The sequence below is a fragment of the Streptomyces longispororuber genome, from assembly GCF_024448165.1.
Lineage (GTDB): Bacteria > Actinomycetota > Actinomycetes > Streptomycetales > Streptomycetaceae > Streptomyces > Streptomyces longispororuber_A.
This window is the reverse complement of the sequence record NZ_JAMOLN010000089.1, coordinates 1-13,243: the sequence shown is the minus strand read 5'-3', so window position 1 is coordinate 13,243 and position 13,243 is coordinate 1. Positions and strand designations below refer to the sequence as shown.

9 protein-coding genes are annotated in these 13,243 nt (G+C 72.6%); 5 read left to right on the top strand and 4 right to left on the bottom strand.

Annotated features, from left to right (window positions below):
* Positions 1-3 precede the first annotated feature (3 nt).
* Positions 4-804, top strand: a complete 801-nt coding sequence (locus M4J07_RS24080; RefSeq protein WP_255975067.1) for a sugar phosphate isomerase/epimerase family protein — start codon at positions 4-6, stop codon at positions 802-804.
* Here M4J07_RS24080 and M4J07_RS24075 read toward each other — a convergent pair.
* Positions 788-1,753 (bottom strand): EamA family transporter, encoded by a 966-nt coding sequence (locus M4J07_RS24075; protein WP_255975066.1) that lies wholly within the window; start codon positions 1,751-1,753, stop codon positions 788-790. The genes M4J07_RS24080 and M4J07_RS24075 overlap by 17 nt on opposite strands.
* Positions 1,754-1,841: 88 nt before the next feature.
* Between M4J07_RS24075 and M4J07_RS24070 the strand changes: the two genes are divergently transcribed.
* From M4J07_RS24070 to M4J07_RS24060, 3 genes are all read left to right on the top strand, one after another.
* Positions 1,842-2,696 carry a LysR family transcriptional regulator gene (locus M4J07_RS24070; protein ID WP_255975065.1) on the top strand — a complete coding sequence of 285 codons (855 nt, stop codon included), beginning with the start codon at positions 1,842-1,844 and terminating at the stop codon, positions 2,694-2,696.
* A 607-nt stretch (positions 2,697-3,303) separates the two neighbouring features.
* Complete coding sequence (locus tag M4J07_RS24065; protein ID WP_255975064.1) at positions 3,304-5,109, top strand: glycoside hydrolase family 3 protein; 1,806 nt, start codon at positions 3,304-3,306, stop codon at positions 5,107-5,109.
* Between the two features lie 126 nt (positions 5,110-5,235).
* Entirely contained in the window at positions 5,236-5,853 is a 618-nt protein-coding gene (locus M4J07_RS24060; RefSeq protein ID WP_255975063.1) for a hypothetical protein, read from the top strand.
* A gap of 54 nt (positions 5,854-5,907) precedes the next feature.
* On the opposite strand, the gene M4J07_RS24055 is transcribed toward M4J07_RS24060, so the two are convergent.
* The 3 genes from M4J07_RS24055 to M4J07_RS24045 all read right to left on the bottom strand — a co-directional run bounded on the left by M4J07_RS24055 (position 5,908) and on the right by M4J07_RS24045 (position 11,680).
* Entirely contained in the window at positions 5,908-7,317 is a 1,410-nt protein-coding gene (locus M4J07_RS24055; protein ID WP_255975062.1) for a S28 family serine protease, read from the bottom strand.
* Between the two features lie 124 nt (positions 7,318-7,441).
* Positions 7,442-7,861 carry a hypothetical protein gene (locus M4J07_RS24050; RefSeq protein WP_374215075.1) on the bottom strand — a complete coding sequence of 140 codons (420 nt, stop codon included), beginning with the start codon at positions 7,859-7,861 and terminating at the stop codon, positions 7,442-7,444.
* A gap of 102 nt (positions 7,862-7,963) precedes the next feature.
* The gene (locus tag M4J07_RS24045) at positions 7,964-11,680 is read right to left on the bottom strand and encodes an ABC transporter ATP-binding protein (RefSeq protein ID WP_255975061.1); all 3,717 of its coding nucleotides are present in this window, start codon (positions 11,678-11,680) and stop codon (positions 7,964-7,966) included.
* 156 nt (positions 11,681-11,836) lie between these two features.
* On the opposite strand from M4J07_RS24045, the gene M4J07_RS24040 reads away from it, so the two are divergent.
* On the top strand, positions 11,837-13,243 hold a 1,407-nt coding region (locus tag M4J07_RS24040; protein WP_255975060.1), incomplete at its 3' end, for a glycosyltransferase family 39 protein.

Sequence of the window (13,243 nt, the reverse complement as noted above, 5' to 3'; positions counted from 1 at the left end):
GCCATGAAACTGGCGTTCTCCACCCTCGGTGTCCCTGGTCTCCCGATCCCCGACGTCCTCCGCCTCGCCACCACGCACGGTTACCACGGAGTGGAGCTGCGCGCGCATCCCGAGGAGCCGGTCCACCCGGGCCTGGCCCCGGCCGAACGCGCCGACGCGGCCGCCGAGTTCAAGGCGGCGGGCGTCGAGATCCTGGGGGTCGCCGGATACGCCCGGGTGGCCGCGCCCGGCGAGGACGGGCCGGTCCTGGACGAGGTACGGGCGCTGGTGGACCTCGCCCGCGACCTGGGCGCGCCGTACGTCCGGGTGTTCCCCGGCGGCGGTGACGAGCAGGGGCCCGAGGAGGCCGACGCGACGGCGGCCCGCCGCCTGGGGGTGGCCGCCGAGTACGCGGCCGACCGCGGCGTCCGGGTCCTCCTGGAGACCCACGACTCGCACCGCACCGGCGCCGCCGCCTCCCGTGTCGTCGGCCCGGTCGGCCACCGGAACGTGGGCGTGCTCTGGGACGTGATGCACACCTGGCTCGGCGGCGAGCAGCCCGTGGCCTCGTACGCCGCGCTCTCCCCCTACCTCGGCTACGTCCAGGTCAAGGACATCGCGGGCCCCGACGACAAGACGCCCCTCGCGCTCGGCGCCGGGGTGCTGCCGCTGGCCGAGTGCGTGGAGGTGCTCAGCCGGGAGGGCTGGGACGGCTGGCTGTGCTGGGAGTACGAGGCCCGCTGGTACGAGGCCGCCGCGCCGCTCCCGGAGTTGCTGGGCGCCGGACGGGAGCACCTGGCCCGGCTGCTCAACGAGTCGGCGTAGGGCGGGGATCGAGGGCCCGGTCCGCTCCGGGTGCGTCGCGCGCGTCAGCCGCGTCAGGTGCTTCGGCGGTGGCCGTGGGCCGCGCGGGCCTCTTCCGTGCGCCGCCCAGTGAGGTCAGGGCCACCCCCGCCACCAGCAGCGCGCCCGCGCACCACCGGAGCGGGCTGACCGACTCGCTCAGGAAGAGGGCGGCCGACGACATGCCGAAGACCGGGACGAGCAGCGAGTACGGGGCGACCGTCGAGGCGTCGTAGCGCTGCAGGAGCCGGCTCCACACGCTGAAGCCGAAGAGTGTGGTGACCAGGGCAACGAAGAGAATCGCGCCGGCGCCGGGGAGGTCGAGGTCCCGCAGCGCCCCGGCGTCGCGCGCCGGGCCCTCGAAGAGGAGGGAGAGGGCGAGCAGCGGCAGGACGGGGACGGCGCTCGACCACACCATGAAGTTGAACGGCGCCCCGGGCGACGCCTTGCGGGTCAGGACGTTCGAGACGCCCCAGAACGCGGCCGCCACGAGGACCAGCGCGAAGGCGCCGAGCGGGCCTGAGCCGCCCTCGTCGACGGCCGCCACCGCGATGCCGGAGAGCGCCACGGCCATGCCCAGCACCCGGACCGGGCCCGGTCGTTCACCGAGGAACGCGAACGCGATCAGCGCGGTGAACACCGACTGGACCTGGAGGACGAGGGAGGAGAGGCCTGCGGGCATCCCGGTGTTCATGCCGATGAAGAGCAGGCCGAACTTGCCGACGCCCAGCGCGAGCCCCACTCCGACGATCCAGCGCCAGGGCACGCACGGCCGCCCCACCAGGAACACGGCGGGCACCGCGGCGAGCAGGAAGCGCAGGGCGCAGAAGAGCAGCGGCGGGAAGTGGTCGAGGCCGATGTCGATGACGACGAAGTTCACGCCCCACAGGGCGGCGACGAGGACGGCGAGGCCGGTGTGCGCAGGTCTCATGCGTCGAGGATCACGCCTCCCGACCGTGTAGCACCAGCGACGATTGCTGCATGGTTGGATGAAGCACTGCTGAAGGGTTGGTCCCGGGATGCTCGATCTGCAACGGCTGCGCGCCTTGCACGCCGTCTCCGTCCACGGCACGGTCGGCGCCGCCGCGGCCGCTCTCGGCTACACGCCGTCCGCCGTCTCGCAGCAGATCGCGAAGCTGGAGCGGGAGACCAGGACGGTACTGCTGGAGCGAGAGGGCCGGGGCGTCCGGCTCACCGACGAGGCGCTCCAACTCGCCGAGACAGCGCGTGAGTTGATGGCCATCATGGAGCGCGCCGAGACGGGGATCGAGGAGCGGCGCGGGGTGCCGGCCGGGCGGCTGACCGTCGCCGCGTTCGCCTCGGCCGCGCGGGGGCTGCTGCCCGCCGCGCTCGCCGGGCTCGCCGTGCGGCATCCCGCGCTCGACGTCCGGCTGACCGAGGTCGACCCGCACCTGTCGGTCGACCTCGTGGCGAAGGGGGCGGTCGACGTCGTGGTGGCCCACGACTGGGACATCGCGCCGCTGCCGGCTCCCGCCGGGGTCGAGCAGGCCGTCGTCGGGGACGACCTGTGCGATCTGCTGGTGCCGGACGGGCATCCGCTGGCCGGGCGGGAGTCGGTGCGGCGGGAGGAGCTGGGCGGGGAGCGGTGGGTGTCGCAGCCGCCGGGGCGGGTGTGTCACGACTGGCTCCTGCGCACGATGCGCTCCGCCGGGTTCGAGCCGGAGATCGTCCACCAGGCGGACGAGAACCCCACGTTGGTGGCGCTGGTCGCGGTGGGGCTCGATCCGATGCCGCGGCGGCGGGTGTACGCGCTGTGGCGCACCGGAACGGCGCGCCGTCCGGCGGTCGGGGCGGTCGTCGACGCGCTGCGCGCCCAGGGCCACGCCTGCCTCCGGCGTGAACCGTCCGTCTGACCGCCCGGTGGGGGCTGGTCGCGCAGTTCCCCGCGCCCCTGGGCGTCTGCCATGTGACGCGGAGTTCTTCGACCGCGGGTCTCGTCGTGCCCGCTCGCGCAGTTCCCCGCACCCCTGAAGGCATGCGCTGGCGCGCAGCTTTCCCCCGTCGGGGAGAGGCCGCCCGAAGGGCGTGCTTCTCAGGGGCGCGGGGAACTGCGCGAGAAGCCCCGCGCACCGGCAGATACCCACCCCCGGAACGGAGTTGCGGCGCCCACCCGTACCAGGCTCCCCCCACGCCACCTCCACACCAACTTCGCCGAACCTTCAAAAGTTGGGAACCCAAGCGTCGTCGCGCTCGTCCAAAGGGCACGCTGCCGGTGAGTCTCCGTAGTGCGGTGTCGGCCTCGCTGCTGGCTGCGAACGCTGACCACCCTCTCCGCCGCACACGGCCGGCAGCACGCCGTCACCGGCGCGCCCCCCTCCAACAGCGCCGGTGACGGCCCCTTCCTGCGCGAAGCCCGGAGCGTCGACTCCCTTGACTGGCAGAAACTTTCCCCATATTCATGACGCGCGGAAGTTTCCTTCAGCCGTCAGCCAGCACGCCCCTCCTCCGGAAGGAGCGCAAGTGCACCACATCTCCAGACGTACGCTGCTCGCCGCCGCCACGACCGGCGCCGCCGCCCTCTCGCTGCCCGGCACCGCCACGGCGCAGGCCGCCACGGACCGGGACCGCACCCTCAAGAAGATCATCTCCGGGATGTCCCTGGAGGAGAAGGTCGGCCAGCTCTTCGTGATGCGGGTGTACGGCCACTCGGCCACCGCCCCCGACCAGGCCGACATCGACGCCAACCTCAAGGAGATCGGCGTCCGCACGGCCGCCGAGATGATCGCCAAGTACAAGCTCGGCGGCATCATCTACTTCGCCTGGGCGCACAACGTCCGCGACCCGCACCAGATAGCCGACCTCAGCAACGGCATCCAGCAGGTCGGCCTCCAACAGCCGTCCCGCATCCCGCTGTTGATATCCACCGACCAGGAGCACGGCATCGTCGCCCGGGTCGGCAAGCCCGCCACCCTCTTCCCCGGCGCGATGGCCCTCGGCGCGGGCGGCTCCCGCTCCGACGCGCGCAAGGCCGGACAGATAGCCGGCGCCGAGCTGCGCGCGGTCGGCATCCGCCAGGACTACGCGCCCGACGCCGACGTCAACGTCAACCCGGCCAACCCCGTCATCGGCGTCCGCTCCTTCGGCGCCGACCCGCAGTCGGTCGCCGGGATGGTCGCCGCGCAGGTCAAGGGGTACCAGTCGGCCCACATCGCCTCGACGGCCAAGCACTTCCCCGGCCACGGCGACACCGCGACCGACAGCCACACCGGCATCCCGTACATCACCCACACGCGCGAGCAGTGGGAGCAGCTGGACGCCCCGTCGTTCAAGGCCCCGATCGCCGCGGGCATCGACTCGATCATGACGGCCCACATCGTGGTGCCGGCGCTCGACCCGGCCGAGGACCCGGCCACGCTCTCCCACCCGATCCTCACCGGCATCCTGCGCGAGCAGCTCGGCTACGACGGCGTCGTGGTGACGGACTCGCTCGGCATGGAGGGCGTACGGACGAAGTACGGCGACGACCGCGTCCCGGTGCTCGCCCTGAAGGCGGGCGTCGACCAGCTGCTCAACCCGCCGTCCCTGGACGTCTCGTGGAACGCGGTGCTCAAGGCCGTGCAGGACGGGGAGCTGACGGAGGCGCGGCTCGACGAATCGATCCTGCGGGTGCTGCGCCTGAAGGCGAAGCTGGGGATCTTCAAGGAGCCGTACGTCTCGCACAAGGGCGTCGACCGGACCGTGGGGACGGCCGCGCACCTGGCCGCCGCGGACCGGATCGCCGAGCGGACGACGACGCTGCTGGTGAACAAGGAGGGGCTGCTGCCGCTGTCCCGCCGTACCCACAAGAACGTCCTCGTCCTCGGCGCCAACCCGGCGTCGCCCTCGCTCAGCGACGGCCCGCCGACCACGGTGCTCGGTGCCGCCCTCACCGAACTGGGCTTCTCCGCCACGGTGCTGGCGACCGGTACGGCGCCGAGCCAGGCCACGATCGCCCAGGCGGTCGCCGCGGCCGCCGGCAAGGACGCGGTGCTCATCGGCACGTACAACGTCACCAAGGGCAGCGCGCAGCAGGCGCTGGTCGACGCGGTCGCCGCGACGGGCGTGCCGGTGGTGACGCTGTCGATGCGCAATCCGTACGACGTGGCGCAGCTGTCGTCGTCCGACGCCCACCTGGCCGCGTACTCGTGGATCGACGTCGAACTGCGGGCGGCGGTACGGGTGCTGGCCGGCCGGGCCGAGCCGCAGGGCAAGCTGCCGGTGCCGGTGCAGAAGGCCGACGACCCGACGCAGGTCCTCTACCCGATCGGCTACGGCCTGTCGTACTGACCTGTCCGTACGGGGCGTACGCCGGGCAACCGGCGCACCACCCGCAACCGACGCAAAGCCCCCTGCACATCTGGCGTGCGCCCGCCCCCAAGGGTCACGCTGGGTGGGTATATCGGGGGGATTGCCATGCTTGCGAGGATGGTCTGGGTGGTGTGCGCGGTGCCGTTGCTGGTGCTCGCGCTGGCCGGATGCCAGGCGCTGTCGGGTTCGTCGGGCGGGTCGGGGGACCCGACGACGGCGAACCCGCTGCGGTCGCCGTCCGGGTACGGGGCGGTGTTCCTGGCGGTGGGCGAGTGCAGTTCGCGCGGCCGCACCTCGTTCAACGAGGTGCCGTGCCGCAGCGAGCGCGCGGTGGCCAAGGTCGAGGCGCGCTACGAGGGCAGCACGGCGGACGGCCCGGCGTGCCCGGCCCGCACCGACTTCGTCCTGCACATCAGCGAGAACACCCCGGCGGCCGGCGGGGGCGGGTCCGTCGCGCAGGGCTACGCTTGCATGCGCAACCTGGAGGCGCCGCACCCCGGTGACCCGGGCGGCGGGGGCGGGCCGCGCACGATCGTCGGCGACTGCGTCTACTCGGCCGGCAAGGGCCAGGTCCGGGAGACGCCGTGCGACGGCTCGGGCGAGAGCGCGCCGCAGTACCGGGTGAGGTCGGCGGTGGCCACGCGCGAGGCGTGCCCGGCGTCGACGTCGCTGTACGTGGCGCTGGGCGGCAGCGAGCCGGTCGGCTGCGCCGTGAAGGTGTGAGCAGAAGGGGGCCGCCCCGTCCGGGACGACCCCCTCGGTGTGCTCATCCGTGGATCACGGCCGGAGCTTCAACTCCCGTGCACCGTCGACCCGGTCGAGCTTCGCGTCGTGCGGCGCCTTGGCCGTCGTGCCCGACAGGCCGGCCCAGTCCAGGATGCGGGACGTGGCGAGGGCCTTGTCGTCAGCCGTCAGACCGGCCACGTTCGCGCCGTGGTTGGCGTGCGGCGCGGTCATGACGTACGAGTCGCGCGCCCCGGACCCGAGGCGGAAGCGCTCGGCGCCCCACGGGTCGTTGTCGCCGTACACGTACAGCATGCGCGTGGCGTGGTGGCGCACCCAGCCGTCCACGTCGGGCATCGCCCGCGCGTCGAACTTCATGGGGATGGAGCGCGGCACGAAGTTGCGCGGCGGCTGGTAGCCGTAGCGCGACAGCTTGCCGAGCCAGGGCTGCTTGATGTCGGGCGAGCCGAGCTGCGTGCCCGCCTGGTAGTAGTACGGCGTGTACTGCTCCAGGCCCTGGTCGGCGTAGGACGACCAGCCGCCGACGGAGTCGACGTAGTCGAAGAGCGCCTGGTCGGTGACCGTGGCGGCGTCCGGGACGTCCGCGCAGGCCGACTCGGGCTGGTACTGCCAGAAGCCCCACACGAGGTCGAGGACGGTCGCCTCGTACGCCTTGTCCAGCGAACCGACCGTGTTCACGGTGTAGTCGTTGGCGGTCAGGTACTCCTGGTACTTCTTCTCCAGCGCGCCCCGGCGCACCAGCGTCTCGCGCTGCACCTTCTGCAGGGCGACGCGGCAGTCCTTCGGGCCGACGTTCGCGAGGAACGTGTCGTACGCGGAGTCTTCCTTGTCGACGACGTCGTTGGGCGCCACGTACGCGACGACGCCGTCCATGTCGCGCGGGTAGAAGCGCTCGTAGTACGTGGCCGTCATGCCGCCCTTGGAGCCGCCGGTGGTCAGCCAGTTCTGGTCGTAGATCGGCTGGAGCGCCTTGAAGATGCGGTGCTGGTCGCTGGCGGCCTGCCAGATGTTCAGCTTGGACCAGTCGGCGGGCTGCGGCCTGGACGGCGTGAAGAAGCGGTACTCGACGGAGACCTGGTTGCCGTCGACGATCCGCGTCGGCTCGCTGCGCGAGGGGTTCGTCGAGACGTTGTAGCCGCTGGTGAACATGACCGTCGGGCGGCTGACGTCCTTGTGCAGCACGGTGATCCGCTGCTGGAACGTACCGGCCTTCGGGTGCCGGTGATCGACCGGCTGCGTGTAGTTGAGGACGAAGTAGCGGTAGCCGGTGTACGGCTTCTCCTCGATGAGGCTCATGCCGGGTATGGCGAGGAGCCGGTCCTTGATGTCGGTGGCCGCGGCGGTCGCGGGCTGTTCGACGGCGGTCGCCGTCGTCATCCCGGCCGCACTCACGGTGCCTATGAGCACCACGAGCGACAGCAGCCATCTGAGCGCTTTGCGCATGCACCCTCCCCTGGAGATACACAGATGCGCTCCGGAAGCTATCGGAGCAACTCGTGTACCACCAGAGCAACTTGGTGTCCGCTCAGCGCAGCGGCCCGACCGGTCCCGTCCGGTCCCGTCCGACTCAGCACAGGATCCAGCCCGAACTGACCGACTTCGACCCCACCTGTCCCTTCACGCGCACGCAGCGGTGACCGGCGTGCACGGTGACCGGGCCCGCGTGGTGGGTGTAGCGGCCCTCGTCGACGACGGGCCGGTTGCCGCGGGCCTGGACGCTGACCGACATGGTCTGGCGGACGCCGGTGCGCTTGGCGAGGGTGACGGCGCAGACGTAGCCGCGGCTCTTGTAGACGACCGTGCTGCCGGTGGCGAACGGGAGGGTGCGTACCTTGTGGCCCGCGCAGAGCGCCGCGGCCTGGGCGCCGGCCACGCCGGGGCCCGCCACGGTGAGCAGGCCGGCCGCGACCAGGCCGGTCAGGGCCAGCGCGCACAGCCGACGGGGCGTACGTACGCCCCGTATGTCGGCGTCATCACCTCTTCGCACTGCTGCCCCTCCCGTCACGTCGGCATCAGGGTACTGATGAACTGACGCGACACACGGTGCGTACGGTTGCACGACGCCCCGCACCCTCTGGCGGAGCGCGTCTCAGCCCACCGTCTCCGTCTCCGGCTCCTCCTCACCGATGAACGTGCGCCACAGCGCCGCGTACCGGCCGTCCTTGCGCAGCAGCTCGTCGTGGGTGCCGTCCTCCGCGACCCGGCCGTCGGCCATCACCACGACCCGGTCGGCGCGGGCCGCCGTCGTCAGGCGGTGTGCGACGACGAGCGTGGTCCGCTTGCCGGCGAGACGGTCCGTGGCCTGGTTGACCTGCGCCTCGGTGGCGAGGTCGAGGGCGGCCGTCGCCTCGTCGAGGAGCAGGACATCGGGGTCGACGAGCTCGGCGCGGGCCAGGGCGATCAGCTGGCGCTGGCCCGCCGAGAGGTTGCGTCCCCGCTCGGCGACCTCGTGGAGGTAGCCGCCCTCCAGGGTCGCGATCATCTCGTGCGCGCCGACCGCCCGCGCCGCCGCCTCGACCTGGGCGTCGGTGGCGTCGGGCCGGCCGTAGGCGATGGCGTCGCGGACGGTGCCCTGGAAGAGGTACGCCTCCTGCGGGACGACGCCGAGCCGGTGCCGGTACGAGGTGAGGTCCAGGTCGCGCAGGTCCGTGCCGTCGACGGTGACCCGGCCGCCCGTCGGGTCGTAGAACCGGGCGACCAGCTTGACCAGCGTCGACTTGCCCGCGCCCGTCTCGCCGACGAACGCGACGGTCTGCCCGGCCGGGATCCGCAGCCGTACGTCGGAGAGCGCCGCCTCGTCCGTGCCGTAGGCGAAGTCGACATCCTCGAAGGCGATCTCGCCGCGCAGGGAGAGGACCTCCAGGGGCTCTCGCGCCGCCTTGGTCGAGGTCGGCTCGCGCAGCAGTTCCTGGATGCGGCCCAGCGAGACGGTGGCCTGCTGGTAGCCGTCGAAGACCTGGGAGAGCTGCTGCACGGGGGCGAAGAACAGGTCGATGTAGAGGAGGTAGGCGACCAGCGCGCCCGTGGTGAGCGTGCCCGCGTCGACCCGGTGCGCGCCCACCATCAGGACGGCCGCGGCCGCCACCGAGGACAGGAGCTGCACGAACGGGAAGTAGACGGAGATCAGCCACTGGCCGCGGATGCGGGCGGCCCGGTAGCTCTCGCTGCCCGCGGCGAACCGCTCCCGGCCGTCCCGCTCGCGCCGGAACGCCTGCACGATGCGCAGCCCGGCCACGGACTCCTGGAGGTCGGCGTTGACGACGGAGACCCGCTCGCGGGCCAGCTCGTACGCCTTCACGCTGGAGCGCCGGAAGAAGAACGTGCCGACGATCAGCGGCGGCAGCGTCGCGAAGACGACGAGGGCCAGCTGGACGTCGATGACGAGCAGGGCGGCCATGATGCCGAAGAAGGTGACGACGGAGACGAAGGCCGTGACGAGGCCCGTCTGCAGGAACGTCGACAGCGCGTCGACGTCCGTCGTCATACGGGTCATGATCCGGCCGGTCAGCTCCCGCTCGTAGTAGTCGAGGCCGAGCCGCTGGAGCTGGGCGAAGATCTTGAGGCGCAGCGAGTAGAGGACCCGCTCGCCGGTGCGTCCCGTCATCCGGGTCTCGCCGATCTGCGCCACCCACTGCACGAGCACGGCGACCAGCGCGAGCGCGGCGGCCGCCCAGACGGCACCGAGCGCCAGTCGCGTGACGCCCTCGTCGATGCCGTGCCGGATGAGGACCGGCAGCAGCAGGCCGACGCCCGCGTCCACCGCGACCAGGGCCAGGCTGATCAGGAGCGGCGCCCCGAAGCCGCGCAGCAGCCTGCGCAGGCCGTACGACTCCTCCGGGGTGACGGCCCGCGCCTCGTCGATGTCGGGGGTGTCGACGGCGGGCGGCAGCGCGTCGACCTGCGCGAGGAGCTCGGGCGTCGCGGGCATCCCGGACAGCGCGGTGTCCTTGGGCTCGCGGTCGCCGGTCCACAGCCTGGGGGTGACGCCGCGCTCGGCGTCGAACTCGGCGTCCAGCTCCTCCCGTACGGAGGTGTCCTCCGCGGGTGCCGTCGGCAGGGCGTGCCCCGGGGACACGCCGCCCAGCTCGTCCGGGTCGGTCAGCAGCCGCCGGTAGAGCGCGGAGTCCCGCTCCAGCTCCTCGTGCGTGCCGATCGCGGCGAGCCGGCCGCCGTCGAGGACGGCGATCCGGTCGGCGAGGTTCAGGGTGGATCGGCGGTGTGCGATGAGGAGCGTCGTGCGGCCCTCCATCACCTGCTTGAGGGCCTCGTGGATCTCGTGCTCGACGCGGGCGTCCACGGCGGAGGTGGCGTCGTCGAGGACGAGGAGGCGCGGGTCGGTGAGGATGGCGCGGGCGAGCGCGACGCGCTGCCGCTGGCCGCCGGAGAGGGTCAGTCCGTGCTCGCCGACCTTGGTGTCGTAGCCCTCGGGCAGCTCGGCGATGAACCGGTCGGCCTGCGCGGCGCGCGCGGCGGCCTCGATCTGCTCGTCGGTGGCGTCCGGGACGCCGTACGCGATGTTGCTGCGCACGGAGTCGGAGAAGAGGAAGGAGTCCTCCGGTACGAGGCCGATGGCGGCCCGCAGCGACGGGAGGGTCAGCTCGCGCACGTCGTGACCGCCGACGAGGACGGCGCCGTGCGTCACGTCGTAGAAGCGCGGCAGCAGCAGCGAGACGGTGGACTTGCCGGAGCCGGAGGAGCCGACGACGGCGAGGGTCTCGCCGGCGCGGATCTCGAAGCTGAGCCCGCCGAGGACGGGCCGGTCGGCGCCCGCGTACTCGAACGAGACGTCGTCGAACTCGACGGTGGCGGGCGCGTCAGCGGGCAGCTCCTTCGTGCCGTCCGTGAGGCTGGGCTCGGTGTCGATGAGCTCCAGGACGCGCTCGACGCCGGCCCTGGCCTGCTGGCCGACGGTGAGCACCACGGCGAGCATCCGGACGGGTCCGACGAGCTGGGCGAGGTACGAGGAGAACGCGACGAAGGTGCCGAGCGTGATCTGCCCGCGCACGGCGAGCCAGCCGCCCAGCGCCAGCATGGCGACCTGCCCGAGCGCGGGCACCGCCTGCAGTGCGGGGGTGAACCTGGAGTTCAGCCGGACCGTGCGCAGCCGTCCGGCGAACAGCTTGCGGCCGACCTCGCGCAGCTTCCCGGTCTCCTGCTCCTCCTGCCCGAACCCCTTCACGACGCGGACGCCGCTGACGGCGCCGTCGACGACCCCGGCGACGGCGGCGGCCTGCGCCTGCGCGTACCAGGTGGCGGGGTGCAGCTTGGAGCGGCTGCGCTTGGCGATGAACCAGAGCGCGGGCGCGACGGCCAGCGCGACCAGGGTCAGCGGCAGCGACAGCCACGCCATGATCACCAGGGAGATGAGGAAGAGCAGGACGTTCCCGATGGTCATCGGGAGCATGAAGAGCAGCCCCTGGATCAGCTGGAGGTCGCTGGTGGCCCGGCCGACGACCTGGCCGGTGGACAGCTCGTCCTGGCGCCGTCCGTCGAGCCGGGTGATCGTCCCGTACATCTCGGTCCGCAGGTCGTGCTGGACGTCGAGGGCGAGCCGGCCGCCGTAGTAGCGGCGGATGTAGGTGAGGACGTAGACGACGACGGCCGCGCCTATCAGGACGCCCGCCCACACCCCCATGGACCGGGAGTGGTCGCCGATCACGTCATCGATGATGATCTTGGTGATCAGCGGGACGAGCGCCATGACGGCCATGCCGCCGAGCGAGGCGCCGAGCGCGAGGAAGACGTCCTTGGGGTAGCGCATGGCGTAGCCCCACAGCCGCTTCGCCCAGCCCCTTTTCTCCGCCACCTGTGCCGCCTCCCGCTCGTTCGACCTGCCGATGGGCCAACGCGGGCGGATCCGGATTTCATCCCGCCGCAACAATCGGATCCCCGGGCGCGGATCCACAGGTGACGCCAAGGTTCGCCACAGCCCGCGCCCACCCGTGGCGTGCACGGTGCACTGGTGACCTCTGCGATCGAACCGCTCCCCCACGCCCCCGCCGCCCCGCCGCCGCCCGCGTCGGCGCCGACCGCGCACCGCGCGCCGCGCTGGTCGCTGCCCGCGCTGCTCGCGATCCTGGCCCTGGCCGCGGTCCTGTACGCCTGGAACCTGTCGTCGAACGGCCTGAACAGCTTCTACAGCGCCGCCGTCTACAGCGGCACCCAGAGCTGGAAGGCCTGGTTCTTCGGCTCCATCGACGCGGGCAACTTCCTGACGGTGGACAAGCCGCCGTTCGCCCTGGTGGTGATGGGCCTGTCCTGCCGGATCCTCGGCTTCGGCACCTGGCAGATGATGCTGCCGCAGATCGGCGCCGCGCTCGGCACGATCTGGATCCTGCACGCGTCCGTGAAGCGGGTGTGGGGCCACGCGGCGGCCGCGGTCGCCGCGCTGGTGCTCGCGCTGACGCCGATCACCGTCGCGATCAACCGGGACAACAACCCGGACACGATCCTGCTCCTGCTGATGGTGGGCGGTGCGGCGCTGGCGCTGCGCGCCACCCGCGACGGCAGGCTGCTGCCGCTGCTCGCCTCGGCGGCGTGCTTCGGCCTCGCCTTCAACACCAAGATGCTCCAGGGCTACATCGCGCTGCCCGCGGTCTTCGCCGTCTACCTGTACGCCTCCGGCCTCGGCTGGGGCCGCAGGATCCGCAATCTGGCGCTCGCGGCCGTGGTGCTCGCGGTGTCCAGCTTCTGGTGGGCCACGGCCGTCTCGCTGGTGCCGGCCGACGACCGTCCGTACATCGGCGGCTCGACGGACGGCTCCGCCTGGGACCTGATCATGGGCTACAACGGCCTGGGCCGGGTCCTCGGCGGCGAGGGCAACGGCGGGGGCGGCGGGGGCGGGGGCGGCGGCTTCTCCGGCGCCGCGGGTCTCGGCCGGCTCTTCAACGACACCCTCGGCGGCCAGATCTCCTGGCTGATCCCGTTCGCCGCGATCGCCCTGGCCGCCGGTCTGGTGCTGCGCGGCCGCGCCCCGCGCACCGACCCCACGCGCGCCGCGCTGGTGCTGTGGGGCGGCTGGCTGGTGCTGCACTACGTCACGTTCGCGACGGCCGAGGGCACCATGCACCCCTACTACACGACGGCGGTCGCCCCCGGCATCGCCGCCCTGTGCGGTGGGGGCGGCGTGATGCTGCTGCGCGCCTTCCGTGCCGACAAGCGATGGGCGTGGGTGCTGCCGGTGGCGCTCGGCGTGACCGGCCTGTGGGCGGTCGTGCTGCTGCGCCGGGCGGCCGGCTGGAACGGCTGGCTGTGGCCGGTGATCGCCCTGGTCATGGCGGCCGCCATCGCGGGTCTGCTGGTGTTCCGTACGGCGTCGGGCGCCCGGCTGCGGCTGTTCGCGGCGGCCGTGGCGGCGGCGGTCGTCGCG